32 protein-coding genes are annotated in these 27,000 nt (G+C 49.1%); 23 read left to right on the forward strand and 9 right to left on the reverse strand.

All coding sequences use genetic code 11. From position 1 onward, the window contains the following. The first annotated feature begins 174 nt into the window (after positions 1 to 174). Together M662_RS07845 and M662_RS07850 are read left to right on the forward strand one after the other, a co-directional pair. Positions 175 to 570, forward strand: coding sequence for a hypothetical protein (locus M662_RS07845; RefSeq protein WP_026577589.1), 396 nt, complete (start codon positions 175 to 177; stop codon positions 568 to 570). A gap of 16 nt (positions 571 to 586) precedes the next feature. Next, a complete protein-coding gene (locus tag M662_RS07850) occupies positions 587 to 943 on the forward strand; it encodes a nuclear transport factor 2 family protein (RefSeq protein ID WP_008639454.1) in 357 nt (118 codons plus the stop codon). Between the two features lie 153 nt (positions 944 to 1,096). Here the strand turns inward: M662_RS07850 and M662_RS07855 are convergent, their stop codons facing one another. Together M662_RS07855 and M662_RS07860 are read right to left on the reverse strand one after the other, a co-directional pair. Beyond that, on the reverse strand, positions 1,097 to 1,597 hold the full coding sequence (locus M662_RS07855) for a GNAT family N-acetyltransferase (RefSeq protein WP_026577588.1): 501 nt from the start codon (positions 1,595 to 1,597) through the stop codon (positions 1,097 to 1,099). Positions 1,598 to 1,614: 17 nt separating this feature from the next. Beyond that, positions 1,615 to 2,172, reverse strand: coding sequence for a DJ-1/PfpI family protein (locus M662_RS07860; RefSeq protein ID WP_026577587.1), 558 nt, complete (start codon positions 2,170 to 2,172; stop codon positions 1,615 to 1,617). A 137-nt stretch (positions 2,173 to 2,309) separates the two neighbouring features. Between M662_RS07860 and M662_RS07865 the strand changes: the two genes are divergently transcribed. From M662_RS07865 to M662_RS07900, 8 genes are all read left to right on the forward strand, one after another. Next, positions 2,310 to 3,182 carry an aminoglycoside 6-adenylyltransferase gene (locus M662_RS07865; protein WP_026577586.1) on the forward strand — a complete coding sequence of 291 codons (873 nt, stop codon included), beginning with the start codon at positions 2,310 to 2,312 and terminating at the stop codon, positions 3,180 to 3,182. A gap of 125 nt (positions 3,183 to 3,307) precedes the next feature. Further along, positions 3,308 to 4,303, forward strand: a complete 996-nt coding sequence (locus M662_RS07870; RefSeq protein ID WP_026577585.1) for a LacI family DNA-binding transcriptional regulator — start codon at positions 3,308 to 3,310, stop codon at positions 4,301 to 4,303. Beyond that, the gene (rbsK, locus tag M662_RS07875) at positions 4,290 to 5,180 is read left to right on the forward strand and encodes a ribokinase (RefSeq protein WP_026577584.1); all 891 of its coding nucleotides are present in this window, start codon (positions 4,290 to 4,292) and stop codon (positions 5,178 to 5,180) included. The genes M662_RS07870 and rbsK overlap by 14 nt, the downstream gene beginning before the upstream one ends. Next, positions 5,177 to 5,563 carry a D-ribose pyranase gene (gene rbsD / locus M662_RS07880; RefSeq protein WP_026577583.1) on the forward strand — a complete coding sequence of 129 codons (387 nt, stop codon included), beginning with the start codon at positions 5,177 to 5,179 and terminating at the stop codon, positions 5,561 to 5,563. The genes rbsK and rbsD overlap by 4 nt, the downstream gene beginning before the upstream one ends. An 11-nt stretch (positions 5,564 to 5,574) precedes the next feature. Then, positions 5,575 to 7,065, forward strand: coding sequence for a sugar ABC transporter ATP-binding protein (locus tag M662_RS07885; RefSeq protein ID WP_008638431.1), 1,491 nt, complete (start codon positions 5,575 to 5,577; stop codon positions 7,063 to 7,065). Next, positions 7,052 to 8,011, forward strand: a complete 960-nt coding sequence (gene rbsC, locus M662_RS07890; protein ID WP_051348869.1) for a ribose ABC transporter permease RbsC — start codon at positions 7,052 to 7,054, stop codon at positions 8,009 to 8,011. The genes M662_RS07885 and rbsC overlap by 14 nt, the downstream gene beginning before the upstream one ends. A 12-nt stretch (positions 8,012 to 8,023) precedes the next feature. Beyond that, complete coding sequence (gene rbsB, locus M662_RS07895; RefSeq protein WP_026577581.1) at positions 8,024 to 8,950, forward strand: ribose ABC transporter substrate-binding protein RbsB; 927 nt, start codon at positions 8,024 to 8,026, stop codon at positions 8,948 to 8,950. Positions 8,951 to 9,131: 181 nt separating this feature from the next. Then, positions 9,132 to 9,509 carry a hypothetical protein gene (locus M662_RS07900; RefSeq protein WP_051348868.1) on the forward strand — a complete coding sequence of 126 codons (378 nt, stop codon included), beginning with the start codon at positions 9,132 to 9,134 and terminating at the stop codon, positions 9,507 to 9,509. Between the two features lie 77 nt (positions 9,510 to 9,586). Here the strand turns inward: M662_RS07900 and M662_RS07905 are convergent, their stop codons facing one another. Further along, complete coding sequence (locus M662_RS07905; protein WP_026577579.1) at positions 9,587 to 10,018, reverse strand: Lrp/AsnC family transcriptional regulator; 432 nt, start codon at positions 10,016 to 10,018, stop codon at positions 9,587 to 9,589. Positions 10,019 to 10,135: 117 nt separating this feature from the next. Between M662_RS07905 and M662_RS07910 the strand changes: the two genes are divergently transcribed. Together M662_RS07910 and thrS are read left to right on the forward strand one after the other, a co-directional pair. After that, complete coding sequence (locus M662_RS07910; protein ID WP_026577578.1) at positions 10,136 to 10,564, forward strand: carboxymuconolactone decarboxylase family protein; 429 nt, start codon at positions 10,136 to 10,138, stop codon at positions 10,562 to 10,564. Between the two features lie 551 nt (positions 10,565 to 11,115). Continuing rightward, positions 11,116 to 13,038 carry a threonine--tRNA ligase gene (gene thrS / locus M662_RS07915; RefSeq protein ID WP_026577577.1) on the forward strand — a complete coding sequence of 641 codons (1,923 nt, stop codon included), beginning with the start codon at positions 11,116 to 11,118 and terminating at the stop codon, positions 13,036 to 13,038. A gap of 124 nt (positions 13,039 to 13,162) precedes the next feature. Here thrS and M662_RS19685 read toward each other — a convergent pair whose 3' ends face one another. Genes M662_RS19685 through M662_RS07930 form a run of 4 tightly spaced genes read right to left on the reverse strand, consistent with a single transcriptional unit; the run spans position 13,163 to position 15,252 of the window. Beyond that, a complete protein-coding gene (locus M662_RS19685; RefSeq protein ID WP_328700177.1) occupies positions 13,163 to 13,519 on the reverse strand; it encodes a Sir2 family NAD-dependent protein deacetylase in 357 nt (118 codons plus the stop codon). Beyond that, on the reverse strand, positions 13,479 to 13,844 hold the full coding sequence (locus M662_RS19690; protein ID WP_328700178.1) for a Sir2 family NAD-dependent protein deacetylase: 366 nt from the start codon (positions 13,842 to 13,844) through the stop codon (positions 13,479 to 13,481). Before M662_RS19690 ends, M662_RS19685 begins: the two co-directional genes overlap by 41 nt. Next, positions 13,841 to 14,581: an oxygen-insensitive NADPH nitroreductase gene (gene nfsA, locus M662_RS07925; protein WP_026577576.1), complete on the reverse strand. Its 741-nt coding sequence runs from the start codon at positions 14,579 to 14,581 to the stop codon at positions 13,841 to 13,843. The genes M662_RS19690 and nfsA overlap by 4 nt, the downstream gene beginning before the upstream one ends. 14 nt (positions 14,582 to 14,595) lie before the next feature. After that, on the reverse strand, positions 14,596 to 15,252 hold the full coding sequence (locus M662_RS07930) for a hypothetical protein (RefSeq protein WP_026577575.1): 657 nt from the start codon (positions 15,250 to 15,252) through the stop codon (positions 14,596 to 14,598). Between the two features lie 147 nt (positions 15,253 to 15,399). Here M662_RS07930 and M662_RS07935 point away from each other — a divergent pair, with 147 nt between their 5' ends. Beyond that, positions 15,400 to 15,747 (forward strand): hypothetical protein, encoded by a 348-nt coding sequence (locus tag M662_RS07935; RefSeq protein WP_008638414.1) that lies wholly within the window; start codon positions 15,400 to 15,402, stop codon positions 15,745 to 15,747. 8 nt (positions 15,748 to 15,755) lie between these two features. Here the strand turns inward: M662_RS07935 and M662_RS07940 are convergent, their stop codons facing one another. Beyond that, entirely contained in the window at positions 15,756 to 16,007 is a 252-nt protein-coding gene (locus M662_RS07940) for a hypothetical protein (RefSeq protein ID WP_008638412.1), read from the reverse strand. 257 nt (positions 16,008 to 16,264) lie between these two features. Here M662_RS07940 and M662_RS07945 point away from each other — a divergent pair, with 257 nt between their 5' ends. The 8 genes from M662_RS07945 to M662_RS07980 all read left to right on the forward strand — a co-directional run bounded on the left by M662_RS07945 (position 16,265) and on the right by M662_RS07980 (position 23,902). Further along, a complete protein-coding gene (locus M662_RS07945; protein ID WP_026577574.1) occupies positions 16,265 to 17,233 on the forward strand; it encodes a daunorubicin resistance protein DrrA family ABC transporter ATP-binding protein in 969 nt (322 codons plus the stop codon). Further along, positions 17,226 to 18,005, forward strand: a complete 780-nt coding sequence (locus M662_RS07950) for an ABC transporter permease (protein WP_008638410.1) — start codon at positions 17,226 to 17,228, stop codon at positions 18,003 to 18,005. Before M662_RS07945 ends, M662_RS07950 begins: the two co-directional genes overlap by 8 nt. 169 nt (positions 18,006 to 18,174) lie before the next feature. Further along, positions 18,175 to 19,194, forward strand: coding sequence for a ribosome small subunit-dependent GTPase A (rsgA, locus tag M662_RS07955; protein ID WP_026577573.1), 1,020 nt, complete (start codon positions 18,175 to 18,177; stop codon positions 19,192 to 19,194). Positions 19,195 to 19,440: 246 nt separating this feature from the next. Further along, the gene (locus M662_RS07960; protein ID WP_026577572.1) at positions 19,441 to 20,358 is read left to right on the forward strand and encodes a DoxX-like family protein; all 918 of its coding nucleotides are present in this window, start codon (positions 19,441 to 19,443) and stop codon (positions 20,356 to 20,358) included. Further along, positions 20,355 to 21,941, forward strand: a complete 1,587-nt coding sequence (locus M662_RS07965) for a YndJ family protein (protein WP_026577571.1) — start codon at positions 20,355 to 20,357, stop codon at positions 21,939 to 21,941. The genes M662_RS07960 and M662_RS07965 overlap by 4 nt, the downstream gene beginning before the upstream one ends. A 100-nt stretch (positions 21,942 to 22,041) precedes the next feature. After that, entirely contained in the window at positions 22,042 to 22,788 is a 747-nt protein-coding gene (locus M662_RS07970) for a class I SAM-dependent methyltransferase (RefSeq protein WP_026577570.1), read from the forward strand. 340 nt (positions 22,789 to 23,128) lie between these two features. Beyond that, positions 23,129 to 23,365 carry a hypothetical protein gene (locus tag M662_RS07975; RefSeq protein WP_008638404.1) on the forward strand — a complete coding sequence of 79 codons (237 nt, stop codon included), beginning with the start codon at positions 23,129 to 23,131 and terminating at the stop codon, positions 23,363 to 23,365. 21 nt (positions 23,366 to 23,386) lie between these two features. Then, positions 23,387 to 23,902 carry a GNAT family N-acetyltransferase gene (locus tag M662_RS07980; protein ID WP_026577569.1) on the forward strand — a complete coding sequence of 172 codons (516 nt, stop codon included), beginning with the start codon at positions 23,387 to 23,389 and terminating at the stop codon, positions 23,900 to 23,902. A gap of 87 nt (positions 23,903 to 23,989) precedes the next feature. On the opposite strand, the gene glnA is transcribed toward M662_RS07980, so the two are convergent. Next, positions 23,990 to 25,300 (reverse strand): type I glutamate--ammonia ligase, encoded by a 1,311-nt coding sequence (gene glnA, locus M662_RS07985; protein WP_008638400.1) that lies wholly within the window; start codon positions 25,298 to 25,300, stop codon positions 23,990 to 23,992. Between the two features lie 216 nt (positions 25,301 to 25,516). Here glnA and M662_RS07990 point away from each other — a divergent pair, with 216 nt between their 5' ends. Next, on the forward strand, positions 25,517 to 25,912 hold the full coding sequence (locus M662_RS07990; protein ID WP_026577568.1) for a hypothetical protein: 396 nt from the start codon (positions 25,517 to 25,519) through the stop codon (positions 25,910 to 25,912). A gap of 100 nt (positions 25,913 to 26,012) precedes the next feature. Next, complete coding sequence (locus M662_RS07995) at positions 26,013 to 26,939, forward strand: manganese-dependent inorganic pyrophosphatase (RefSeq protein WP_008638397.1); 927 nt, start codon at positions 26,013 to 26,015, stop codon at positions 26,937 to 26,939. The last annotated feature ends 61 nt before the right edge of the window (positions 26,940 to 27,000 follow it).

Below are 27,000 nucleotides of genomic sequence, written 5' to 3' on the forward strand. Positions count from 1 at the left end.
TTATCTGCTCCCATTCCGTTCACGCTGTGTTATATTGAGAGTATCACAGTAGTGGATTTTTATGTAAATTCAAGGTGACGGCACTGATTATTTCGGCGAAAGCTATTATCTTCAACCGACCAATATCATAGGATGGTAGAAAGCCAATGATAATGGAGAGGCAGGGGGATCTGTTTGAAAAAGTATGTGTGGATCGGCATCGGGTTACTTGCGGCCGTTGGGTTAAGCTTATTCGGCTATTTTGCCGTCGCCGGATCCGAAGCGGAACCGGCACCTGTCAAATGGGAAGGGGAAGTGACGCAGGAAGAGAAGGAGAAGGTAGGGAAGGTGATCGATGACGTTCTACAAAAAGATTTTTCTGAGAATATTGAGTCGATCACATATCAGCCTGATCAGGAGGCGCTTGTCGTACAAACGACTTTTCAAAAGTCGGACGTGCAGGAAGCATTGGCATTCGATGAAGCGGTCCTTAAGAAAGCAGGAGACAAAAAGAAGGGGCGGTCGTATCAGCTCATTCTGAATTACGACAACGGCGTCCCTTTCTCGACAGCTGTCATCCATAAGGACTGAGAAAAGGGGGAAGGGCATGGAAACAGCTTTAGAAAAGCATTTGTATCAGCTGGAAACCAAACTGCTGGAGGGAGAGGTGCGGAAATCGGCCACATCTCTAAACGAGCTGCTGGCGGATGATTTCCTGGAATTTTCGAGCACAGGAAAAGCGTACGGGAAAGAGCACGTTCTTAAGCGGCTCCCTGGTGAAGACGATCCCGGCTTCCTGCTTGATGATTTTCACTGCACGCCGCTTTCGCCGGAAAGCGCGATGACCTCTTTTCGTATATACATCCAAAAAACGGACAAACACTCCCTGCGGACCTCGGTATGGAAACGGACAGACGGGAAGTGGCAGATGACGTTCCATCAGGGGACAATGATCGGAGATTAGATGTGCGCCTCTCTTTGGAGAGGCGTTTTATGCTATTGCCAGGGAGCATAGGGGAATTACCCTAATGCTTCCTTTTTCTTTCAAACATAAGAAAAGGAATGGTTTAAAGCTTGGGACTGCATCATCGATCCCTCCCTGGCAGACTGCACGTGGTCAAACATCATCGATGGACAACAGCTCTTTGTGGAGAATTTCCCCGGGTAGTCCGTCGATCGTCCCTTGATAAACAGAAACAAAACCTTGTTTCGTTAAGATTCTTTTCGAAGCGGTATTCTTCGGATCGATGACGGCCGTCAGTCTTTCGAGGCCTTGGTTTTCTGCCATGGTGATTAACCTTCCAGCTATCCTACTTCCGTATCCGAGACCCCAGCAATCCGGCACGATCATATAACCGATTTCCGCTTCTTCTTGTTTTTCCACGCTGCGGGTTAAATGGGCAAGTCCGAGAAAGCCGCCGGACGAATCGTACACTTTATACGAACCGAACGACGTCCCGTCGGCATTCCTCTTCAGCAGTTTGTCGAAGTTGCTCCGGGCTTCTTCTTCTGGTATGGCACGCTCGGTTATTTGAGCCATGACACGGACATCAGAAACAAGGCGGAAGTAGTCGGAGAAGTCCCCCTCTGTAAATTTCCCCATGCTTATCTCTTTCATATGTTCCCTCCTGATGATCAAGCACGAAGCTGGTTTTTAAAGAACAGCACGGTTTCGAGTTCATCTTCCCGGTCCCGGAACAATCCTGCTTCCTTGGCGACGGCGACGGCAAATTCGATGTAGGCATTCCCTTCCGCAGTAATGACATTCCCGCTTACCGTCACGTCCGTTTTGCTTCTGCCTACTTCGGGAAGGTAATCCGGAAATTCCTCCGACTCGAGCGAAGTGGAATATTCTCTGTCTTCGAGCACTCCGCTCATGCCAAGCAGAGCAGAAGCCCCGCAGATGGCGGCAATTCGCTTGTTCTTGTCATGAAACGATCGGATGAGTGTCCTTAAGGCTTCATCGCCGATCAAAGGCTCCGGATCTCCACCCGGGATCACGAGCATGTCATAATCATCCACGTCACAATTATTTATGTTGTGGTCTACCCGGATGACAAACTGACCCGAATGTCTGATCTCTTCCGTATGGCCGGCCGTCTCAATCGTGACATCTGTTTCGCTGAATATATAGGCAAGTGGACTGATTTCCCAATCGACATACCCGTCGTATAAAAAGAAAAGAGCTTTCATGGATTTGCCTGCTTTCCATAAGGAATAAAATTACTCTCTGATTTTACCATAATTTTCGGAAAATTAAGGAGCGGATAGAGGAAAAAAGGTTCCTTCTGTCAAAGATATACTAGGATCAATGGACGGAGGGATAACAGGTGAGGACGGAATTGGAAATGATGAATCTGATTAATGGAATTGCCGAAGCGGATGAGCGGATCCGTGCCGTGTATATGAATGGTTCAAGAACAAATCCCAATGTGAAAAAGGATATTTTCCAGGATTATGATATTGTTTTTGTCGTGAAGGACATCGGTTCGTTTCTTGCAGACGGTTCGTGGATCCATCGGTTCGGTCGGATTCTTATCGCGCAGGAGCCGGATAAGGGGAGGGACCAAGACGAATGGGATTGGTACGGGTACTTGATGCTGTTGGAAGACGGAAACCGCATCGATCTCCATTTGGAAACGATCGCGCATGCAGAAGCGAACTATGGACAGGATTCTCTGACACTGCCTATTCTCGATAAAGACGGAATTCTTCCGACAATTCCTGAATCTGCGGATACGGATTACCATATTCAAAAGCCGGACAGGGAAGAATTCTACCTTTGCTGCAACGACTTCTGGTGGTGTCAGCAGAATGTGGCGAAAGCGATTTGGCGGGATCAGCTGCCCTATGCGAAATTCATGATGGAAGAGATCATACGCAGCAGGCTCAACCAAATGGTGTCCTGGTGGATCGGTTTCGATATGGGCTTCGACCTATCTGTCGGAAAAGCGGGCAGCGAATTCAAACGCCTGCTTCCGGATCCGTATTGGAATCTCTACGCGGCTACATACGCCGATGACAGCTATCCGGATATATGGGCCGCTCTCTTTACGATGGGAGATTTGTTCCGCTTCCTCGGCCTGGAGGTCTCCGGGGCGGGCGGGTACGATTATCCGGATGGAGAAGATGAGGCGATGACGAACTACCTGCTTCATGTGAAGCAAATGCCTGCCCACGCAAATGCCGTCTTCGACCTTTGATAAAAAGAAAAGAGCTTTCCTTATTTTTTGAAGAGGAAAGCTCTTTTTTGCAAAAAGGGAGGTTGCTTTCTTTGAGTGGGTATGCTACATTTTATGTAACCGGTTACATAAAATGAGGTGAAGACGTGGTTACAATAAAAGATGTAGCGAAGGAAGCCGGCGTCTCTGTCGCGACCGTCTCCCGTGTGTTGAACGACAACGGATATGTCGGTGCCGACACGCGTGAGAAGGTGATGGAGGCGATCTCGAAACTGAATTACAGTCCGAATGAAGTAGCCCGATCTCTTTATAAGCGGGAATCGAGGCTGATCGGCCTGCTGCTTCCTGATATTACGAACCCGTTCTTCCCGCAGCTGGCAAGAGGTGTTGAGGACGAGGCGGCCCGCGAAGGGTTTCGTCTGCTCCTTGGGAACAGTGATGAGAAAGCGAAGAAAGAACAGGAATACATTCAAACGTTCCTGCAGAATAACGTCGTCGGAGTCATCTCCGCGACCAACAGGGCGGATGATGGTATTTATGAGCCTTTATCGATTCCGCTTGTGCTGATGGACCGTACCTCCGGTGCCTATCCGTCCGTTTATGCGGATGGACGGGAAGGCGGCAGACTGGCGGCAAAAGCGCTGGTCGAACGAGGCGCGAAAAAAATCACGCTTATAAAAGGACCGGCGCACGTCAAGCCTGCGATGGAGCGGTTCCAGGGGGCGCTCGAGGTGCTGGGGTCGGCAGAAGTTGACTTCTCGGTCCTGTCGACAGACTCTTACACATTCGATGCAGCGAAAGGCTGGGCGGAAGAGCTGTTCCGGGTGCACCCGGACACGGATGGTGTGATTGCGAGTAACGATATCGTCGGAATTGCGATTCTCCATGAAGCTCTGCGCCTTGGGAAGCGGATTCCGGCAGACGTGCAGGTGGTCGGCTATGATGATATCCCACAAAGCAGTCTCGCCTATCCACCACTGTCGACAATCCGCCAGCCTGCCTACGATATGGGCAGGGAGGCAGCGAAGCTTCTGATCCGATTAATTAAAAAACAAAGCATAACGGAAACGGCAGTCGAACTGCCGGTAGCATTTATAGACAGACAAACGACTAGAGGAGGAACACATGATGAAGAAAGCTAAAATTGCCGTCATCGGCAGTTCGTCGATGGATCTCGTAGTAACATCAGCAAAAAGGCCGTCGGCAGGAGAAACGGTTTTGGGGGAATCTTTTCAAACGGTGCCTGGAGGCAAGGGAGCCAATCAGGCGGTAGCGGCAGCTCGCCTCGGGGCTGATGTCTATATGATCGGCTGCGTCGGAACAGATCCATACGGGGAAGCTGTTCTCGCCAATTTTCGTGAAAACGGTGTCCATACGGACTATGTGGAACCGGTTACAGATGCTAGGACAGGAACGGCTCACATCATTTTGGCCGAGGGGGACAACAGCATCGTCGTCGTTAAAGGGGCGAATGATCATGTGACGCCGGATTACGTAGAGAAGCTGATTCCTTTTTTCCAAACGTGCGACCTGCTAATGATCCAGCAGGAAATTCCGGAAGAAACCGTAAAGACGATGGCTCAAATCAGTGCCGACATCGGGGTCCCGCTTCTGCTCAACCCGGCGCCTGCCAGGCAAATACCGGCGGAAGTCATCGAACAGGCTGCTTTTCTTACTCCGAATGAGCATGAAGCAGCCGTGCTGTTCGACGGCGGCAACCCGGAGGATGTAACAAAGCGTTACCCTGGAAAACTGCTCATCACGGAAGGGGAAAAAGGCGTCCGCTACTATGACGGCGCAACAGAGAAGCTCATCCCTTCTTTCTCCGTTCAGGTCGTCGATACGACAGGGGCAGGGGACACATTCAATGCGGCGTTCGGAACAGCTATTGCAGAGAAGCAGGACATGGAAGCGGCACTGCTCTTCGCTAATCGTGCGGCATCGCTTTCTGTAACAGGCTTCGGTGCGCAAGGCGGAATGCCGACGAGAGAAGAAGTGGAAAGGGCGTTACGGTCATGAAGAAAAACGGGATGTTGAACAGTCATATTGCGAAGGTGCTCGCAGATCTCGGCCATACCGATACGATTGTGATCGCCGATGCCGGGCTGCCGGTGCCGGATGGTGTAAGGAAGATCGATGTGGCTCTCCGGGAAGGAACGCCGTCCTTTCTGGAAGTCATTAAGCTTATGCAGGAGGAAATGGTCATCGAACAGGTGACGCTTGCAGAAGAAATCGCAGGCAATGAAGCGGTGCACCAAGAGATGGCCGCAAGCTTCCCGGCCATCCGCTACACGGCCCACGAAGATTTCAAGGAAGCGACGGCGCATGCAAAAGTCGTGATCCGTACAGGAGAAACGACGCCCTATGCGAATGCTATCCTTCATGCGGGCGTCACTTTTTAAGGAGGGATACGATGCACATACGTATGGAAAACATTCATAAAGCCTTCGGTAAAAATAAGGTGCTCGAAGGTGTCGATATAGAAATCAGGGACGGGGAAGTCCATGCCCTGATGGGGGAGAACGGAGCCGGAAAATCGACTCTGATGAACATATTGACGGGGCTGCATAAACGGGATGAAGGTACGATTATCATAAATGGCGAGAAGCATACCTTCACCAATCCGAAGGAAGCTGAGAAGTCCGGTGTCGCCTTTATCCATCAGGAGCTGAACGTGTGGCCGGATATGACGGTGCTTGACAATTTATTTATCAATAAGGAACCGGTTACATCTTTCGGTTTAATTCGAAGGAACAAAATGAAAGCGATTGCAGAAAAGCAATTTGAGAAGCTTGCGATCACCATCCCGCTGACCAAGGATGCAGGGGAGTGTTCCGTCGGGGAGCAGCAGATGATCGAAATCGCCAAAGCGCTCATGACGGATGCGAAAGTGATCATCATGGACGAGCCGACGGCGGCGCTTACAGAAAGAGAGATTGAAAAGTTGTTCGCGGTCATCCGTTCCCTCAAACAAGACGGGGTATCCATCGTATATATTTCCCACCGGATGGAAGAGATCTTTACGATTTGCGACAGGATCACGGTGATGCGTGACGGAAAAACCGTCGATACGACACCGATTCCGGAAACGGACTTCGATGACGTCGTCCGGAAAATGGTCGGCAGGGAACTGACGGATCGTTTCCCTGCCCGAAAACCTTCTGTCGGAGAAAAGGTGCTGGAAGTAAAGAACCTTTCCCGGGCAGGAGCGTTCCGAAATGTCAACTTTTCTATACGAGCCGGCGAAATCGTCGGTGTCGCAGGATTGATGGGGGCGGGACGGACCGAAATCATGCGGGCGATCTTTGGGCTCGATCAGAAAGACGACGGGGAAATCGTCATGAACGGGGAACCGATTGTCGTCAGGCGTCCTTCCGAGGCCGTTGCCAAGGGCATCGGATTTATTACGGAAGACCGGAAAGAAGAAGGGCTCGTCCTTGATTTTTCCATTAAAGATAATATCGCTCTTCCCAGCTTAGCGAGTTTTACGAAGTACGGCCGGATCGAAGAGAAGAGCGAATCGGATTTCGTCGATCTTCTTATCAAGCGGCTGACCATCAAAACAGAATCTTCGGAAACGCCGGCGAACCACCTCTCCGGAGGAAACCAGCAGAAGGTCGTCATCGCGAAATGGATCGGAATCGGGCCGAAAGTATTGATTCTCGATGAACCGACAAGAGGGGTCGACGTCGGCGCGAAGCGGGAAATTTACCAGTTGATGAACGAACTGACGGACAGGGGAGTAGCCATCATCATGGTCTCTTCGGAGCTTCCGGAAGTGCTCGGTATGAGCGACCGGATTCTCGTCGTCCATGAAGGAGAAATCGCAGGAGAATTGGGTAGAGAAGATGCCGATCAGGAAAAAATAATGACATTGGCTACAGGAGGTCATGTACATGGATAACGCAGTCAAAACGAACCATATCGGGAATTTCATCCAGAAGCTCGGACCGCTGCTCGGTCTGATCGTATTGATGGCGACCGTTTCAATAATTAATCCGAGCTTTTTAGAACCATTGAACTTATTGAATTTATTAAGGCAGGTTGCCATTAATGCATTAATTGCTTACGGCATGACCTTCGTCATTCTGACAGGAGGGATCGACCTGTCCGTCGGGTCCATCCTTGCTTTATCGAGTGCTTTGATGGCGGGGATGATGGTGTCCGGCATGGACCCGATCCTTGCCATTTTGATCGGCTGTCTGCTCGGCGCCGTAATGGGTATGGTCAATGGGCTGTTAATTACGAAAGGGAAAATGGCTCCGTTTATCGCGACACTTGCTACGATGACCATGTTCCGCGGATTGACCCTTGTTTACACCGACGGGAACCCGATTACAGGGCTCGGAGACAGCTATGCGTTTCAGCTGTTCGGACGGGGCTACTTCCTCGGTATTCCGGTACCGGCGATCACGATGCTTCTAGCTTTTCTCGTCTTATGGGTGATTCTGCATAAGACACCGTTCGGAAGAAGGACGTATGCGATCGGCGGAAATGAAAAGGCAGCACGGATCTCTGGAATCAACGTTTCCCGGATGAAAATCATGATCTATTCCCTTGCCGGCCTTTTGTCCGCATTGGCGGGGGCGATTCTTACCTCCCGACTGAATTCCGCGCAGCCGACAGCGGGTACGTCTTACGAACTGGATGCGATTGCAGCCGTCGTACTCGGCGGGACAAGTTTATCCGGGGGGCGTGGATTGATTGTAGGGACGTTGATCGGCGCTTTGATCATCGGAACATTGAACAACGGGCTCAACCTGCTTGGCGTCTCGTCCTTCTTCCAGATGGTCGTCAAAGGAATCGTCATTATCATCGCCGTATTGATCGATCGCAAGAAAGCAGCATAGGAGGGAAATCGTATGAAGAAATTATGGATGGTAGTCATCGGCTTTTCGCTCATCTTTCTCGGTGCTTGTTCGCTGCAGCCGCCGGAGTGGGCAAAGCCTGGAAATAAGACAGATATGGATGATATCACAATCGGTTTGTCCGTTTCGACGTTAAATAACCCGTTCTTCGTATCTATGAAAGACGGTGTGGAGAAGAAAGCGGAAGCAGAAGGAATGGACGTGTTGACGGTCGATGCACAGAACGATGCGGCGAAACAGATCAGTGACGTCGAAGATTTGATCCAGCAGGGTGTCGATGTGCTCTTGATCAACCCTACGGATTCTGCGGCTATTTCAACAGCCGTGCAGTCTGCGAACAGCATCGGTATCCCTGTCATCACACTCGATCGCTCTTCTGAAAAAGGGGACGTAGAGACGCTCGTCAGCTCGGATAACGAAAAGGGCGGCGAGATGGCCGGGGAATACATCGTCGAGCAGCTTGGCGAAGGTGCGGCAGTAGCAGAACTTGAAGGCGTGCCGGGAGCATCCGCGACGAGGGAACGCGGTGCCGGCTTCCACCATGTTGCAGATGAGAAGCTGGACGTCGTCGCAAAGCAGACGGCGAACTTCGACCGGACGGAAGGCCTGGATACCATGGAAAACCTGATCCAGGGAAACCCGGATATTAAGGCTGTATTTGCTCACAACGATGAAATGGCGCTCGGGGCGTACCAAGCAATAAAGAGCTCCGGCAGGGATGTGCTTGTCGTAGGATTTGATGGAAACGAGGACGCTCTCTCCAGCATCGAACAAGGGAATTTGTCAGCGACAGTCGCCCAGCAGCCGGAGGAGATCGGCTCCCTTGCTGTAGAAGCAGGGCTTGATGTCCTGCAGGGTGAGAAAGTAGAAGAATACATTCCGGTTCCACTTAAATTGGTGACCAAGGATACGGAACAATAAGAAGAAGACCCTTTTGGCTCGTTTGCATAAAAGGGTCTTCTTCCTTTGTATTTCCATCCGCATTTCAAGTGCCGGCTGTTTTACGGACAGGGAGATCCGCTGCCGGGTTTCCTAATACCCTCTCATAAAACGTTTATTATTCCATAATTTGTTATAATAGTGTCAAAAGAGGAGGGATCGTGTGAAAAAAGCAGTAGGGATCCTCGCGTTTTTTCTTCTTCTCCTCGGCTGTTCCCAGGAAACACACCGTTTTGAAGGAACGGGTGATTTCTGGGATGTCCGCTTCCAGGCGGAGGTGACAGGGGAAGACAGGCAGACATCGTCCCTGCAGATCCGCTACATCGGGGATGGGGAAGCTCCTTCCACGGTCGATTATCATTTGGATACCCCGGCCGGAGAGTCTTCTCGAACAGGAGCCTTAGTAGAAGACGGGGCGTTTCAATATTCCGGAGGCGGCTGCTCGGGCTGTGCCGTGAACGAAGCTGACGACGACATCGTCTTTACGATTGATTGGGACGGAGAATCGGAGCAGATCGAACTGCAGAACGAAGACGAATGAAGCAGCTGAACCGCTTGACGGAAGAAGGACGGAACAGGTAGAGAGCAGCCGATGACGGCTGCTCTTTTTTCTATCGATCAGAGGCTTATAGATGTTTCCACTTGGGAGAATACGATGTTCGTCACGGTATGAGCGATATCGGCGAACTCGTCGATGAACCCTTCTATTTCTATCAGCTCGCTGACATGGAGCTTCAACATATAGCAGGCCCGGCCGGCGATTCGTTCACAGGAGGAGACGTCTTTCCGCTTCACGATTCTGTTCTGGAAGCGTTCGTACTGTCCGTCACGGACCGTCACTTCGATGATGCAGCAGATCGGCAGACCGGCGTTGGCGTAATCGATCCGTACCCCGTACCCCTTGATGATGCCGAACGATTCCATCTGCTTGATCCGCTCACTGACAGCCGGTGCGGACATGCCGATACGCCCGCCGAGCTTTCTCATGGAAAGGCGGCTGTCTTTCTGCAATTCATTTAAAATCTGCTTATCTATGTCATCGATTTTCATTTGGATAGCATCCTCTCGAATTCATTTGTGAATGTAAGGTATTCCTCAGTGTTGCTTCTTTTATGTAATGGTGAGATCCGTGTATTTCTCTTATGATTATGACAAGGGGGAGAGGAAATGCCAAGAATTAATTTTGCATCAGAAGGAACGACACCATTTGAACGATTATTAGGACATCAGCCCGCTGCGATGAAAGCGTGGAGCAGCTTAGGTACCTGTCTTATGGAGGAGGGCAAACTGTCCGCAGCATTGAAGGAACAGGTACGGCGGGTGCTCGCGCAGAAGAATGGCTGTGAATATTGTAAGGCGAAAGGAAAGCCGGATCCTTCCGAGTATGACGAACGGACTGCTGTCGCTGCGGGGTTCGCAGAAGTGTTCACCGTCTATCGCGGCATGGTTCCGGATTCGGTCTTCCAAGTCTTACGGGATGTATTCAATGATGCAGAAATCAGTGAACTGTGTGCGTACATCTGCTTCACGACCGCCTCCCAGTACATGGGGGCCGTCCTCGGACTCGAAGCGGAAAAATCTGCAAAAAGTGGTTGACTGGATTTTCCTTTTGGTATAAAGTGTATATCAATTCGATAGGCAACAGCCGTGATGAGGACAAACGGTGGGGTACAGCGGTCCACAGAGAAGGAAGCACAAGCTGAGAGCTTCCTGGAATGCGCCGTCTCCATTTACCACCTCGAAGCTGCATGGAGGATAATGCCATGCCGGATCTGCACCGTTAATGCAGCCGAAGCCGTTACTTATGTGACGGGAATTTGGGTGGAACCACGAGTCGAACACTCGTCCCTTACTGTGAGGGATGCGTGTTTTTTTTATTTACAGAGAAAGCGAAGAAGAGGACAAAAGGGAACCGTTGACGATCGACAGAGAGGGAAGGGTATGCTGAGAACTTCCTCGATGCCGGGCTGTTCCTTACCACCTCCGAGCCGCGCGGAGGCCAATGCCGTGCCGTATTGCTGCGTTACAAGCTGTCAGAGAGCCGTCCTTTAACGAAGACGGGAAACTGGGTGGAACCACGAGCGCACACTCGTCCCTTTATCGGGATGAGGTGCGTTTTTTTTATACAAAAAAAGGAGAGATTTGTTATGAAGCACTCAAACGTGGAAATCGTTTTTCCAGACGGAAAAAAGAAGGAATACGAAAGTGGCATCACGCTTGAAGGAATTGCGGATTCAATCAGCCCGAGTCTTAAAAAGCGGTCTGTCGGTGGAACGGTCAACGGGGAGTTGTATGACTACCGACGTCCGATTGTTGAAGATGCAGCCATCGAACTGCTGGACTCAAAGTCAGAGGCATTCGTGAAAATGATGCGTCACACGGCCGCTCATGTGCTTGCCCAAGCGATCAGGCGGCTCTACGGGGACGTCCACCTCGGCATTGGACCAGTCACAGAGAATGGGTTCTTTTACGATATCGACATGGATCACATGCTGACGAAAGAAGATCTTCCTGTAATTGAAAAAGAAATGAAAAAAATCATAGAGGAAAATTACCCGGTAACAAGGGAATCGATGACGAGAGAGGAGGCGCATGCCTTGTTTGAAGGGGATCCATACAAAGAACAGCTGATCGACCGGGTGCCGGATGACGAGGGGATTTCTATTTATCGACAAGGGGAATTCGTCGATTTGTGCCGAGGACCCCATGTTCCGTCCACAAAATGGGTCGGTGCCTTTGTGCTTACGAATGTTGCGGGAGCTTATTGGCAGGGGGATAAGGAGAAGCCGATGATGCAGCGGGTGTACGGTAAAGCTTTCCCGACAAAGGCAGAGCTTGACGAACACTCAGCCCTTCTGGAAGAGGCAGAGCGTCGCAGTCACAGGAAGCTCGGGAAGGAACTCAATCTTTTCTTCTTTTCGGAAGAAGCTCCCGGCATGCCTTTTTACACGAAGAACGGTCAAATAATCAGGAATGAACTGGAAGGATTTCTGCGCTGTCTTCAACAGGCACACGACTATGAGGAAGTCCGGACGCCTCTTATGATGAATCAGCGCCTTTGGAAGCAGTCGGGGCACTGGCATCATTATAAGGAGAACATGTACTTCTCGGAAGTGGATGATCAGACGTTCGCTATGAAACCGATGAACTGCCCGGGCCATATGTTGATTTTCAAAAATCAGCTTCATTCGTACCGTGACCTGCCGATCCGCATGTCTGAGTTCGGGCAGGTGCACCGTCATGAATACAGCGGCGCGTTGAATGGGCTTCTCCGGGTGCGGTCCTTTTGTCAGGATGATGCGCATATATTTGTCCGACCGGATCAGGTCGAAGATGAAATTGCTTCTGCTCTCCGGTTGATCGACGAGGTGTACCGCACGTTCGGGTTTGAATATACTGTTGAGTTATCCACTCGTCCGGAGAAGTCGATGGGGGAGGATGCGATGTGGAACCAAGCGGAGGAAGCATTGAAATCCGTATTGGACCGCCTGCCGAATGATTACGTGATTAATGAAGGCGACGGTGCGTTTTATGGACCGAAGATCGATATTCATATTAAAGATGCGCTGCAGAGAAGCCATCAGTGTGCAACCGTACAGCTTGATTTTCAAATGCCCGAGAAATTTGATCTCACTTATGTAGATGAAACGGGAGCGAAAGTCCGTCCGGTCGTTCTGCACCGCGCCGTATTCGGCTCCATTGACCGCTTCCTTGGCATTTTAATTGAACATTTCGCCGGAGCATTTCCCGTCTGGCTGGCCCCAGAACAGGTGAAAGTGCTGCCCGTATCGCCTATTGCCCATGAGGCATATGCCGGCCGTGTCATCGAACATTTGAAAAGATCAGGAATAAGAGCAGAGGTGGACGCAAGAGAAGAGAAACTCGGCTATCGAATGCGGGATGCTCAAATGAGTAAAACACCGTATATCATCGTCGTAGGAGATGCAGAGAGAGACAATCACTCCTTGAACGTACGGATCTACGGACAAAAAGAGTCCGAAACGGTGTCGCTGGAAGCCTTTCTGCAAAAAGTGACAAAGCTTATAGAAAATCGTGTTCTTTCCTATTAATATATCTGTGGAAACCCTTACATTTGTGTAGTATAATCGAAATAGAACGAAACGACCTGAAGGATGCTTGTCCGGGAAAGCAAAAAGGCTCAGAGTATGGATCTACTCTGAGCCTCTCTTTCTATCATCCCTTATTCTTTAAAGCCCGCAGCACTTCCGTTAAGTCCCCGTGGATGACATAATCGAAAAGGTGATCATGGCCGGTTGCTTCCCGGTTAATGATGACCGTCGTGATGCGAGGATCCCCCGCTGCCGTATACGGCAGCAGACTAAAAGGGGTGACCGTAAGGGACGTTCCCATGACAAGCAGCACGTCTGCCTGTTCAATCCGTGCTTCCGCTTCTTCGTGAAGCGTGATCGGGTCACCGAACAGCATAACGTCAGGTCGAAGCACACTTCCGCAGGAGATGCAGGAGGGAAGGACAGCTTCCCGGATCGATTCAACCGGGTAAGCGTTCCAGCACGTCCGTGCTGCCTGCACGTTCATGCAGCCCGTCTACATTTTGCGTAATGATGGAAACACGACGGCCCGCTTCCAGTTGTTTCAGGAAGTGATGCACATCATTAGGCTCGTAGTCCTGGAGCAGTTTAAGCCGGAAGATCTCTTTATATTTGTTCCAGAAGTCCTGCGGGTTCTGGTGGAAATAATCAGCGGACATGTAGTACTCTCGGGAATGGTCTTCTGTCCACAGCCCTTGAGAAGAACGAAAATCCGGTATGCCGCTTGCCGTCGAGACGCCGGCACCTGTTAAGACGACAACTCGTTCTGCCTCATCCAGAACCTTTCTTACTTCCTCTATTTTCATTGTTTGTTAAAGCCCTTCTTCTTCACGATGCCGGTAACGTCCATCCGGATCGGTTTCTTGAAACGGCGCAGCATTTGGTCTGTCCACGAATCGCTGCGGTTGTTCGTCTGTCTGCCTGCGTAATAAGCGGCAATCGTTTGATCGAACGCGGCAAGTTTCTCCTTGTGATCCTTCTGATAGGTATTTTCGAAATAAACGGCTTCTTTCGGCAGTCGGGGTTTCTTATCCGGTTCAGCATCCGGCGTGCCGAATACCATGCCGAACAATGGAAGTACGTGTTTAGGAAGATCAAGTATTTCATCTACTTTATTCAATTGGTTTCGGATACTGCCGATATAACAAATACCAAGTCCCATCGATTCTGCAGCAATGGCAGCATTCTGAGCGGCCAGTGCTGCATCGATCGCTGCCACAAGGAAGTGTTCACTGTTCTCCAGGTTTTCCACCATTTCTTCATATTGGTCTTCTGTCGCATGAAGAGTGTGGCGGTGCAGGTCGGCACAGAAAATCATCAGGTGTCCGTTATCCTTCACGTACGATTGTCCGGTGATCTCCGCCAGCTGTGCTTTCTTCGTTTCATCCGTGACGCCAATGATGGAATACGCCATCATATAGCTGGAAGTCGAAGCCTGCTGAGCAGATGCGATAATGGTGTTCAACTGCTCGCCGGTCAGCGGAATATCTTTGAATTTGCGGATGGATTTATGATTCAAAATCGTTTCTAAAGTTTCGTTCATTTTTGTGTTCCTCCTTATTCCTTTCCGTACTTCCATAGCGAAGTTACGCTTTCGCGTCCGGGTTCTTCCGGAATGGATTCGCTTTTCATTTGAATGAGCGTTTCTTCCATAAAAGTAACAGAATCAATCGCATATTGGTACTGATCCGGTCTGGGAAGTAAGTATTCATCGGCGGTTTCCAGCTCCATAGGATTGAGGGAAGCCATATCCACAACGGTCATCTGGTGTTTCTTTTCTCCATTGACGTCACGGGAGAAAAGGAAGGCCGCATACCCTCCCTCCGGAGATAATTCTATGCTTTCCCGTTCGCTTAAATCGCTCAGAAGGTAAGATACTTCGTCTTCAAAGCTGATCAATAAATGGGAGCAGACGTCTTCCCGGCATGCAAAATCTATAAGATAACGGTCTTCCGTTACCTCCTGATAATGCAGCCCTTCTATTGCAGCCTCCGTGTTTCCTGAAGAGTGGATGAACTGCCAAAGAATAGGGAAATTATCCTGCTCTATTATGTAAGTTGTGCCGTCCACATCAAGTTTGGTTGATTCTTCCTGTTCTTCCGTCGAGTCACCGCCTGCAGCGGAGTCCGAACCTTTTTCCCCGGCACTGCCTGTCCAGCTGCAGCCTGCAATGATCAGGAGGAGAAGGAAAAGAATCGACAACCATTTCCTCATACTTGGATCTCCTCTCCCTTTCGTGGGATCTTGATTTAAGAATACCATAAAAGCATGCAGGGGTAGGAATATATTGCAGTCATGCAGGAGATTGTCCTTTTTGAAAGAATTATTGTACTATACTATTATGTGGGGAGGTCGGATAGGATGGCGGAAGTGTACAATTTCAAAGATTATCAAAAGAAGAAAAAAGGACGGTCTTTTCAGGATGAACGGACGACTGTCGCAATTTATAAAAGTGTGGTTCATTATGTACATATGTATATCGAACCTCAGTATGAGGAACCGTTCGAGCACTTGACTACAAACATCTGCGTCCCTGAGTTATATAAGTATAATAAAGGGAAATTTTTAGAAACATTCGCAAGCCTGCTTGCTTATTGGAATATCGAGCCTCATCCGGAGAGTGACATTCCAAGAGGCGAAGAATTCAACTATTTTCCTACAATCGGGCATCTATGCTTCTATATTGAAAAAAGGGTGAAAGGTCTATAAGAACATGATTACTCATGTCTCATAGCTTTCACCCTTTTTATATTCACCAAACCAGCGTAAAACTGGATGAGGCCGATACCGAAGAGGATCGGTCCGACGGTCGTCGCGAAGTTAAGGCTGATAAAAGTCTGCACCATTCCCAGTGCTGTAAAGATCATATATTTCCTGGACTTCAAACTGAAGTAGGACGCGAACAGGGTCGCGATACTCACCAGTAGGAGTACAGGTGCGATCCATGGATATAATTCCAATAATCCCATGACTGTCACCTCCTGTAAATTAATGTTGTCAGAAAATTAAGTGTTTTTATATCTTATCATGGGTGGGAGGTATGGGACAAGAGCGAAAACCGTCTAGTTTTGCGGTTTCCAACTTGTGTTGTGAAGTTGTTTATACCCGCTCTATAAAAACATCAAACCTTTACTTCGAAATAAATGCCCCCAGGCTCATATGTATGCGGAACGGGGTATAAGGATAAAGATGAAGGAAAAGGTGAAGAAGGATGGAGGGGTTTGGTATGAATGGAAGAATAGAAGTAGAGCATCTGTCAAAAACATTCAAGAAGGGAAATGTCACCGCGGTGAAAGACGTTTCCTTCCAAGTGGAAGAAGGAGAATTTTTTGCATTTCTCGGACCGAACGGTGCGGGTAAATCCACAACGGTACAAATATTGACAACGCTCATCAATGCATCCTCCGGTAACATTACGGTTGCAGGTCACGATGTCATCCGTGCACCGGAAGAGGTGAGACGTTACATCGGCGTTGCTCTCCAGGAAACGGGAGTAGATCCTGATTTGACCGGTAGAGAGCTTTTGGAACTACAGTCTTATATTTTCGGGTTTGGCAAACAGGACGGGAAGAAGCGGGCAAGCGAGCTCTTGGAGATTGTGCAATTGGAAGACGCAGCCGAGCGTCGTGTAGGCAACTACTCCGGCGGGATGCGCAGGCGCCTTGACTTGGCGCTGACACTTGTCAATGAACCAAAAATTCTTTTTCTGGATGAACCGACGACCGGGCTTGATCCATCAAATCGGATCGCCATTTGGGAAGAACTCCGCCGCTTAAATGAAGAGAACGGGACGACAATCTTCCTTACAACACAATATTTGGAGGAAGCGGATAATCTCGCTGACCGGCTCAGCATCATTAACAAGGGAGAAATCGTCGCTACCGGGACACCGAAGGAATTGAAGCAGCAGATCGGGGATGATTTGATTACTCTTCGGTTGAAGGACTCCAATCAGGAGGAAGCCGCCCAAGCTATTCTTCATGACCGGTTGGAACAGAACGATGTCATCAGGAAGGACGGAAATTTACTGATATACGTAGAAGAAGGGACGAAACAGCTGCTGGAAGTCGTCCGTATCTTCGATCAGGAGGGGATCGCAGTGGATGACATCCAGCTTTCTTCTCCGACGTTGGATGATATTTTCCTGAAGATCACGAAAGAGCAGAAGGAAGAAGGGGAGAGAGCACATGGGTAATAATGTATGGAAAGATACATGGCTGCTCACTGTACGCAGTATTAAGACGACGATCCGTAATCCGTTCTCTTTCATTCCGAACTTAATCATTTCTGTCTTTTTCCTGCTCGTCTATGACGGAGGGTTAAGCGGGATCTCCCAGCTTCCTACCTTCGAAGGAGCCAATTATTTAGCATTCATTCTTCCTGTATCCATCGTTTCGGCGGCAATCGGAGGCGCAGGCGGGGCAGGGCAGGGAATCGTCAAAGATATTGAGAACGGCTTCTTTTCCAGGCTTCTGCTGACGCCGGCTTCAAGACTTGCAATCGTGCTCGGACCCATCATTGCAGGAATGCTCCAGCTTCTTGTTCAGACAGTATTGATCTTCGGAATCGCTTTCTTGATGGGGCTTGAGGTGAAGACAGGTTTTCTCGGCATGCTGTTTGTCTTGTTGATTGCCATCGGGTGGGGGCTTGCTTTCGCCGGCTATTCGGCGGGGGTCGCGTTAAGAACGAAGAATGCACAGGCGTCTCAGGCGGGAACCTTCATCTTCTTTCCGCTCATCTTCCTGAGCACGACATTCGTACCGTACGACCTTATCGAAGCGCAGTGGCTGAAGGTAGCCGCTGCCATCAACCCGACGACGTATGTCTTTGAAAGCATGCGGACGGTGATGATTGACGGCTGGGTGTTCGGGGATCTGATGAAAGGAGTTATCGCCATCCTTATCGCCTGTGCAATCACGATCACGTTTGCGGCTGTTTCTGCGAAAAAAGCGGTGGCTCGTGGATGATATCAGAAAATTGCCTCCATTCCAACGTTTTCTGATATAATAAAGGAACCAAATAAGTCAGGAGTGATGTTTTATGAAAACGACAAAGCCATTTAACGTAACTTACACCCAGCCATATACAAAAGGAGGACATCACTTCTGACGTCCTCCTTACCTTAGGAGGAATCGAATGGAACGGACAGATTTTAATGCATTTTTTCAAGAGCAAGTGAAGGAAGAAGAGCATGCAGGGAGAGTCGTACGCCATACACGCGGTCTGTACACACTGGCGTCTGGAAACGGGGATGTCAGAGCGGAAGTGGCAGGACGTTTTCATCATACCGCTCTTCATGACAGCGATTACCCTGCGGTCGGTGACTGGGTCATTTTTGAGGCGTATGAGAACGGAAGCAGGGGAATCATCCAGAGGGTCCTGGAAAGGAAGACGGTTCTTTCGCGAAAGAAAGCGGGAACAGGACACGACGAACAGGTGATAGCGGCGAACGTGGACACGGTATTCATCGTCACCGCCATGACGCTTGAATTCAACGTGAGACGGATCGAGCGCTACGTCCAGCAGGTATATGAAAGCGGGGCAAGTCCTGTCGTCGTCTGTACGAAAAAAGATTTATGCAGCGATCCGGACGGAAAGACGAGAGAAGTGGAGCAGGTTGCTCCCGGTGTCCCCGTTTATGCCGTAGACAGCCTCAGCGGTGCCGGTATAGAGCAAATCCGGCAGTCATTCCGTCCCGGCGAGACCGTCTCTCTGATTGGTTCTTCCGGTGTCGGCAAGTCTACGTTAACGAACGCCCTGATGGGGGAAGCCGTTCAGCACACCCAGTCCGTGCGTTCAGAGGATGGGCGTGGCCGTCATACGACGACACACCGGGAACTCTTTGAAATCCCAGGTGGAGTGTACCTGATCGATACACCGGGCATGCGTGAACTGCAGCTGTGGGGCGAAGATGCAGACCTCGACCAAACGTTCAGCGATGTAGACGCTCTTGGGAACAGCTGCAAGTTCCGCAACTGCAGACATGAAAGCGAACCCGGATGCGCGGTGCGGGCGGCGATAGATTCCGGCGAGCTGTCGGAAGGTCGTCTGAAGAGCTATAATAAGCTCAAGCGCGAATTGAATCGGCTGGAGTTGAAAGATAAATACGGCACGCATCGGACGAACCGCATGCTGCACGGATCGAATAAACGGTGAAGAATTAATGTCGGGTGGAGAGGGCATGCTCCCGTCCGTTCGCTGAAATTTTCCGTTCCTAATTAGATATATAGTTACAGCGATATTATATTTGTGAAGGAAACGGTTCTTTAAACCTCTTATGTTTCTCACCAATCTGAAAAGATACCTTTAACGAGGTATCTTTTCTTCTTTCCAAATTGTCATCGCTTTCAAAGTTTGGAATAATGAGTATGTGCTATATTTCACAATCTTGAGGTGATGACGATGAAGAAGAAATCAATCTATGTAGAAATACCAATCCGTACCTCTATGGATGACCTGTGGAAAGCAAGCCAGGAACCTTCTGTTCATGAACGTTGGGATCTGCGCTTTTCTTCTATTACTTATCTTCCGAAAGCGCAAGGGTCTCCTCAGAGATTTACATACAAGACGAGAATAGGCTTCGGGCTCGATATTTCCGGATGGGGGCAGAGTGTGACAGCGAGAAAAGGGGGAGATGGTGCACGGACATCTTCGCTCCATTTCGGTACAGAGCAGAAACGGTCGATCATTCGGGAGGGGCGGGGTTTTTGGAAGTATGTGCCGAGGCAAGACGGAGGGGTGACGTTCCTCACCCGCTATGATTATACGACCAATTTCGGGGCAGCAGGCCGGCTGTTCGACAGGTTTTGCTTCCGCCCTTTAATCGGCTGGGCGACGGCACTCAGCTTCGATGTCCTGAAGAGGTGGCTGGAAAAAGGGACAGTGCCGGAAGTGCAGTATCGAAATTTTTTCGTTACATGGCTTTCCGCCATCCTATTCAGCTTTATTTGGATCTATCACGGGCTTGTACCAAAACTGATTTTCCAGCATCCTCAGGAACTGGCGATGCTGACATCTGTTCTACCCATTGGAGAAGCCGTGGCTCACCGGGTCATGTCTGCGATCGGAATTGGCGAAGTCGTCATCGGTCTTCTTTGGTTGCTATGCCGAAGGAAGCGCTGGTTGTTCGCCGCTCAGACAGCTGCTTTTCCACTATTGACAATTGGAGCCGTCACGGCTGCCCCGGAATCGCTGACACAGCCATTTAACCCGTTAACTTTCAATCTGGCTCTTTTCGCGCTTTCTTTCCTGGGGTTTTCGTTCAGTAAAGACGTGCCGACTGCGAAATACTGCAGGAGAAGGCAGGTGACGGGGGAATGAAGCCTTGGTTGGTTGTCTCAACGCTGCTGTTTCTTTTAGCCGCCTTCTTTTCCGCAGATCCGTGGTACTATTCGATTCTTACCGCCGCACAAATGATTTATGTCCCTCTCCTCCTTTCAAACAGGCGGCCGGAAGAGGGGAAATCCTCGCTTCTCTTGTACGGAGCGGGTACCGCGGTGGTCATGGTCGCCATTCTTCGGTTGACGGGGGACATGCCGTGGGATGCAGCTCTTGGTCTTTTGTATTTTATTTTTACCATTCTCGTCGCTTTTCATGGCGTTCGCCGAATGGTGCGGCGAGGGTTTACCCATGTCGAAGAGTTTTTCCTTGATGTGGGGTATGTGTATCTCGGTATCGGAGGGTTTTGGTTCTTTGCTTTTGTGGCGGAAATAGATACCGGCTTTTACCCTCTGCTTACATGGCTGACGAGTATTCACTTCCATTATGCGGGATTCATGCTGCTCACCTTTCTCGGGCTTCTCGGCAGAAGGAGGAAATCGCGTTCCTATTATACCGCGGGATGGTCCGTCGTGGCGGCCCCTATCTTGCTTGCGCTCGGCATTTCCTTTTCTCCTATCCTTGAGGTAGCCTCTGTCCTTCTTTATATCGTTGGTATTTATACACTTATCGCTACAGCGTGGAGGACGTCGTTCAAAAATCGGATGCAGGAACTGTTGTGTCGGATTTCTTTTACTTCGCTGGGTGTGACGATTCTCTTTTCCCTTGCTTATGCTCTCAGTCAAGTCATGGATGAGTTTGTCGTGACCATCGAATTTATGATTATGTTTCACGGCGTTATCAATATGGTCGCTTTCGGCTTGTCGGGAGTGTGGGGGTGGAGTCTCGCCTTTCCGGATTCCATGTACCAAGTCCCTCGCTTTCCTGTCAGTAACATAACTGGAGGGTGGCGGATTGGAGAGCATGTTTTGAAAGGGAAGGAAGGTGGAAGGTCCTGCAGCGGCCTTGTCGACGATTTTTCGATCTACGTATCCGAACGGGAAGAAGGGGAGGTCCATCCGGAGATCGTATCCTTTTACGAGCAGACCGATAAATACCGGTTATATTCCCGTGTCTGCTGGCATTGGTGGTTCTATCCCTTCGCTGTTCTCTACCGGGCCGTCAGTATCGTGACAAAGCAGATCAACCTTCCGCTGTCGAGGCAGACGTATGAAATGACGGGGGCTATCCGTTCTGTCTCGGATAAATTAGATGGAAGAGAAAATACTCGTGCCTGGATAAGGAAGATCAATGAATCCGAGGTGTTTATCGCCTTGTATGCTTCCCATACATCCAGAGGGCAGACGTACATGAACATCTCTCTGCCGCTGCCATTTTCTGCAATGGCAGGCATCTTGGAGGTGGAAAGGGAAAGGGAAGAGCTCGTTCTCACTAGTGAAAAGGGGAACCCGGAATCGGATGCCGGCACGTACCTTATTGTTCGCGGCCGCCCCATCGTTCTGCCGCTGACGGAGCATTTTCGCGTGAGCCATGAAGAGAACGGCGTCCTCTGTGCTGTTCATACGATGAGAATTTTCGGTCTTCCGTTTCTCACCATCCATTATCGAATTAATAGAAAGGGATGAATCTATGTACAGCCGAATACCAGATACATAACAATACCAGCGGGCACGCGCACCTCCTGGAGGATAGAATCGTCCACAAAATAATAGAGGAGGCGCAAAGATGAATTTTAATGATTATTTAAAAGAGGTAGACCGGCCTTTCCATGGATGGGATTTCTCTTACATTACCGGGGCAGGAAGAATGCAGAGCGGACTGCTGCCATGGTCGTATGGATCGATGGCCAGGAACTTCCTCCATGGCGCACGTGCTGCACTCGATATGGGGACCGGAGGAGGCGAGTTTTTGGAAAAGCTCCTTCCGTTTCCGCTGTATATGGCTGCGACAGAGGGGTATGCACCTAATTACCCGCTGGGAAAAGAACGACTGGAGCCACACGGAGTGACGGTGGTTCCTGTCGAGAATGACACGCTTCCCTTCGAAAACGCAAGATTCGATCTTGTACTGAATCAACACGACTCTTACGACCTGGGAGAGGTGAAGCGTGTATTGAAGCCTGGAGGGATATTTCTTACGCAGCAAGTAGGAGGGGTGGATTGTTCCGGCATAAACGATCGACTGGAGGTTCCTGTTAATGATGAGTATGCAAAGTGGTCCTTGGAAACGGCTGAAAAACCCTTCCTTTCTCCTGAATGGGAACTGATTGCGTCAGGGGAAGCTCATCCGACTCAGAGGTTTTATGATATCGGAGCGCTGATCTACTATTTGAAAGCCATACCCTGGCAGGTGCCTGATTTCACAGTGGAAAAATATAGAGAAGAGCTGCTCTCTATTCACAAGGAAATGAGTAATAACAAGTCTTTAGACGTCAGACAACATCGGTTTTTCATCGCTGCCAGGCTGCTTTAAAAAGTTTGTTAATTATTTTTTTAACTTTTTTTCTGATGTTTTTTTCCGGAATTGAAGGAGTGTTTTTCCTCCGATTTTTTTTCGTGCATACCATTGCATGCTGTAATCCTTCACCCTTGATTTCACAAGGGTTTGGACGCTGTAAAGTAATAAAACATACCCCTTATCCTCTGAAGGATAAGGGTTTTTTTTACCGATTTGAAGCGTTTGCACAGGGTGTTATATTTCGTGGAACGAAGTTGTTTTTTGTCAAATCGCTATTGTTTTATTGTCTTAATTTTGCAATAATTACTTCTAAAGAAATTGGACATTTGGTAGTAAATGAAGGAGTAGGAACGCAATGAAAAATATGAAAACGATGTGGATGGATGAACAGAAGGAAGTCGGAGTCGTGGAATTGCAGGATGAAGTTTTCGGAACCTCTTATCATCCGGTAATCTTCGTCGATGTAGAGGAAAGAGAGTTTAAGGTCATCAACAATCTTTGGTACACGACTTATCATGGGGCGAGGCAGTTCTTTCGCTCGAAGACGAATACATATGTCGTGACAGGCCGAATGAAAAAAGTACGCAGTTGAAGAAGGGGCGGTTCGGTAGATATGGTGGAGGTACGGAAAGCGGATGGTTCCAATGTAGCGGACATTATTCGTGTCTGTGAAGCTGGCTATCGGGAAACATACAAATCGTTGCTGGAGAAAGAAGATATTGAGCAGGTGATTGAAGAATTTTATAACGCAGACCGGATTGCGCGGGAAGTTCGTGATATTTCCGATGAATGGAACGGGTGGTTTGTCGCTGTCGATGAGGAAGGGACTGTCGTCGGTGCCGGCGGGGGAGGAATGACCGGATCTGAAACGGCAGAACTTTTTGTTCTCTATCTTGATCCTGAGAGAAAGCGGGAAGGCATCGGAGGCAGACTGCTTGAAGCTATCACAGAGGATCATATTGCTCGTGGTGCATCGGAGCAATGGGTCTCTGTAACGAAAGGGAACGAGATGGGCATTCCCTTTTATGAGAAATCCGGCTTTGTTTACAAAGGGGAGCGGCCGTCTCATAAGCTTCCTTCAGAAAAGTCCTATATTTCGTTGCGGTATCGAAGAGAAATAGGAAAATAAAGCAGGTGGAACAGCCCCGCATCGGCGGCGGCTTTTTGTTTACACTTAAAAAGAAGCAGCCTTTTGTAAGGCTGCTTCTTTTTGGTGTTATCTATTCATATACATGTCTACTTCCCACTGGCTGACCTGCAGGGAGTATTCTGTCCATTCTTTTTCCTTCTCTTCGATATAAGCTTGGGATGTGTGATCGCCAAGTGCGTTCAGAAGGATTTCATCTTTCTTCAAAGCAGAGATAGCTTCTTTCAAGTTCGTAGGAAGAGTAGGCACGCTGTCATCCGTCACTTCGTAAAGGTTACGAGTTTCTGCGTCGCCTGCGTCCATTTCCTTACGGATACCTTCAAGACCTGCCTGGATCAATACAGCAAGCGTCAAGTAAGGGTTAGCCGTCGGATCCGGGTTGCGGACTTCGAAACGCGTTCCTTTACCACGTGTTGTTGGTACGCGGACCATACAACTACGGTTGGAGTGGGACCAAGCTACACTTACAGGAGCTTCATAACCAGGAACGAGACGCTTGTAGGAGTTCACGTTCGGGTTCGTAATTGCTGCAATTCCGCTTGCGTGATGCAGAATTCCTGCGATGAACTGTTTCATCGTCTTAGACACGCCGTCTTTCGCATCTTCATCGTAAAACGCGCTGTCTCCATCACGGAACAAGGACAGGTGGCAGTGCATTCCGGAGCCGTTCTCGCCTGCGATCGGTTTCGGCATGAATGTCGCGTGGTAGTTATGGTTTGTTGCAATATCCTTTACAACGTTCTTAAAGGTTTGGATGTTGTCTGCTGCTTTCAGCATGTTATCGAAACGGAAGTTGATTTCGTGCTGTCCCATCGCTACTTCGTGGTGGGAAGCTTCCATCTCGAAACCGTACTTCTTAAGGGTGCGTACGATATCACGGCGTACCTTGTCTCCTTTATCTTTAGGAGAAGCATCGAAGTATCCGGCGCGGTCGTTCATCTTACGAATCGGATAACCTTCATCGTTCAGTTTGAACAGGAAGAATTCCGGTTCAGGACCGACGTTAACGGTATAGCCTAAATCCGCTGCTTCTTTCATAGCACGTTTCAGGATGTAGCGAGGGTCTCCTTCGAATGGAGTGCCGTCCGGCTTGTAGATGTCACAAATGAAGCGCGCGCTGCGATCTTCATCGACCATAGATGGAAGTAGTAGGAACGTATCCAAATCTGGTACAAGATACATGTCACTTTCTTGGATTGCAGAGAAACCGGAGATGGAAGAACTGTCGAACATCGCTTCGTTGTTCAGCACCATGTCCAATTCATCTATCGGCAGTTCTACGTTCTTAGTATCCCCTAGCATGTCTGTGAACTCTAGTAGGATGAATTCTACGTTATTCTCTTTGACTTCCTGCTTGATCTGTTCTTTTGTGTAAGTCATACAATACCCTCTCTTTATCTTTTTTTATGAGTCTTCCATCCCTGATCATGCATCGGATAAGAACCTCAAAATGTCTATGTAAGGAATTCTAACACATAATGTCGTGAAATCTCAAACATCTTTTTGACAATTCCCTTAATTTTTTGTCGTAAACGTCTTTTCAGCGATTTTTATTGGAACGGATTCATAGAGTGATAGAAAAGGAGGAGATGGATAATGGGAAGGTATCAGGCGATCATTTGGAAAGCAGCTGTTTTCTTCTTTTATTTATGGCTGGTTTCTTTTATACAATCGAAGCTTCAGACGCTGGCGGCAGAGTCGTTTATTGTTTACCCTTATATAATCTTCGGTCAAACGGCTTATATTCCTGCCGGTTTTCTGTTGAAATTTGAAAAAATAACACAATGGAGGAAGAAAGACGTCTTATGGAGGTGGAATAGGAAAGGGGTGGGGGTGATCACTCTTTGCCTCTATTTTCTATTCGTTCCTTTCGTGCTTCCTCTGCCTGCGCTGCTTCCCGGAGTCCTTGTTACCAATCCGTCTGCGAGTCCTGTCGTCCAAATGGTGGCCGGATATGCCGCTGCGGCATGTTTTCTGAAGGAGCGCCGGTAATCATTTTTCCTATAGGAGAAGTTGGACTCTTCCGGTATTCTATTTTATAATCGAAAAGACGTAATGCTTACATACTTCGATTATAGAAAGGAAGATTATTTTGGCTAAAACTCTAGTTTTCGGTCACAAGAACCCGGATACGGACACGATCTGTTCTGCACTTGTGTATGCGGATCTGAAAAAGACGATTGGGGAAGACGCGGAAGCCGTCCGCCTCGGTGAAGTAGGGGGAGAGACACAGTTTGCCCTTGAACAATTCAATGTGGAGGCGCCTCGTTTCGTAGAACGTGTATCCGACGAAGTGGAACAGGTTATTCTTGTCGATCACAACGAACGCCAGCAGAGTGCCGACGATATTGATGATGTCCAGGTGCTTGAAGTGATCGACCACCACAGAATCGCGAACTTCGAGACGAAAGGCCCTCTTTATTATCGTGCAGAGCCTGTCGGATGTACGGCAACGATCTTGAACAAGCTTTATAAAGAGCACGGAAAAGAAGTGCCGAAACAAATGGCCGGACTGATGCTTTCTGCGATCATTTCCGACTCTCTCTTGTTTAAATCCCCGACATGCACAGAGGAAGACCGTAAAGCGGCGGAAGAGCTTGCTGCCATCGCAGGTGTCGATGCGGAAGAATACGGCCTTCAAATGCTGAAAGCCGGAGCTGACATCAGCGACAAAACAGCAGAGCAGTTGATTTCTCTTGATGCGAAGGAATTCTCTATGGGTGATAAGAAAGTAGAGATTGCTCAGGTGAATACGGTTGACACGAACGATGTGCTTTCCCGTAAAGGTGAACTGGAGCAGGCGATTGAAAAAGTAACAGCGGATAAAGGGCTTGATCTCTTCGTCCTTGTTGTTACAGACATCCTTGAAAGTGACTCCACCGTCGTAGCCGTAGGCGAAGCGACAGACGCGGTAGCGAAAGCATTTGACGTAACGCTTGACGGTAATCAAGCCGTCCTTCCTGGTGTCGTCAGCCGTAAGAAGCAGATTGTTCCACCTTTGAATACGTATTTCGGATAAAAAAAAGCGCGGTCCTTCTATAAAAGGGCCGCGTTTTTTTATCGGATTACAGGGAGAGAAG

It is taken from the genome of Bacillus sp. SB49 (assembly GCF_000469135.2).
Classification (GTDB): domain Bacteria; phylum Bacillota; class Bacilli; order Bacillales; family Halobacillaceae; genus Halobacillus.

Bases quoted from the DNA above. Each gene is read 5' to 3' on its own strand.
- M662_RS07950 (WP_008638410.1), top strand. From the start codon at position 17,226: ATGGGTAATAATGTATGGAAAGATACATGGCTGCTCACTGTACGCAGT.
- M662_RS07965 (WP_026577571.1), top strand. From the start codon at position 20,355: ATGAAGCCTTGGTTGGTTGTCTCAACGCTGCTGTTTCTTTTAGCCGCC.
- rbsC (WP_051348869.1), top strand. From the start codon at position 7,052: ATGTACATGGATAACGCAGTCAAAACGAACCATATCGGGAATTTCATC.
- rsgA (WP_026577573.1), top strand. From the start codon at position 18,175: ATGGAACGGACAGATTTTAATGCATTTTTTCAAGAGCAAGTGAAGGAA.
- M662_RS07930 (WP_026577575.1), bottom strand. From the start codon at position 15,252: ATGAGGAAATGGTTGTCGATTCTTTTCCTTCTCCTCCTGATCATTGCA.
- M662_RS07855 (WP_026577588.1), bottom strand. From the start codon at position 1,597: ATGAAAGAGATAAGCATGGGGAAATTTACAGAGGGGGACTTCTCCGAC.
- M662_RS07975 (WP_008638404.1), top strand. From the start codon at position 23,129: ATGAAAAATATGAAAACGATGTGGATGGATGAACAGAAGGAAGTCGGA.
- M662_RS07935 (WP_008638414.1), top strand. From the start codon at position 15,400: ATGGCGGAAGTGTACAATTTCAAAGATTATCAAAAGAAGAAAAAAGGA.
- M662_RS07905 (WP_026577579.1), bottom strand. From the start codon at position 10,018: ATGAAAATCGATGACATAGATAAGCAGATTTTAAATGAATTGCAGAAA.
- rbsD (WP_026577583.1), top strand. From the start codon at position 5,177: ATGAAGAAAAACGGGATGTTGAACAGTCATATTGCGAAGGTGCTCGCA.
- rbsK (WP_026577584.1), top strand. From the start codon at position 4,290: ATGAAGAAAGCTAAAATTGCCGTCATCGGCAGTTCGTCGATGGATCTC.
- M662_RS07945 (WP_026577574.1), top strand. From the start codon at position 16,265: ATGAATGGAAGAATAGAAGTAGAGCATCTGTCAAAAACATTCAAGAAG.
- M662_RS07960 (WP_026577572.1), top strand. From the start codon at position 19,441: ATGAAGAAGAAATCAATCTATGTAGAAATACCAATCCGTACCTCTATG.
- thrS (WP_026577577.1), top strand. From the start codon at position 11,116: ATGAAGCACTCAAACGTGGAAATCGTTTTTCCAGACGGAAAAAAGAAG.
- M662_RS07885 (WP_008638431.1), top strand. From the start codon at position 5,575: ATGCACATACGTATGGAAAACATTCATAAAGCCTTCGGTAAAAATAAG.
- M662_RS07970 (WP_026577570.1), top strand. From the start codon at position 22,042: ATGAATTTTAATGATTATTTAAAAGAGGTAGACCGGCCTTTCCATGGA.
- M662_RS07940 (WP_008638412.1), bottom strand. From the start codon at position 16,007: ATGGGATTATTGGAATTATATCCATGGATCGCACCTGTACTCCTACTG.
- M662_RS07910 (WP_026577578.1), top strand. From the start codon at position 10,136: ATGCCAAGAATTAATTTTGCATCAGAAGGAACGACACCATTTGAACGA.
- rbsB (WP_026577581.1), top strand. From the start codon at position 8,024: ATGAAGAAATTATGGATGGTAGTCATCGGCTTTTCGCTCATCTTTCTC.
- M662_RS07860 (WP_026577587.1), bottom strand. From the start codon at position 2,172: ATGAAAGCTCTTTTCTTTTTATACGACGGGTATGTCGATTGGGAAATC.
- nfsA (WP_026577576.1), bottom strand. From the start codon at position 14,581: ATGAACGAAACTTTAGAAACGATTTTGAATCATAAATCCATCCGCAAA.
- M662_RS19690 (WP_328700178.1), bottom strand. From the start codon at position 13,844: ATGAAAATAGAGGAAGTAAGAAAGGTTCTGGATGAGGCAGAACGAGTT.
- M662_RS07990 (WP_026577568.1), top strand. From the start codon at position 25,517: ATGGGAAGGTATCAGGCGATCATTTGGAAAGCAGCTGTTTTCTTCTTT.
- glnA (WP_008638400.1), bottom strand. From the start codon at position 25,300: ATGACTTACACAAAAGAACAGATCAAGCAGGAAGTCAAAGAGAATAAC.
- M662_RS07850 (WP_008639454.1), top strand. From the start codon at position 587: ATGGAAACAGCTTTAGAAAAGCATTTGTATCAGCTGGAAACCAAACTG.
- M662_RS07980 (WP_026577569.1), top strand. From the start codon at position 23,387: ATGGTGGAGGTACGGAAAGCGGATGGTTCCAATGTAGCGGACATTATT.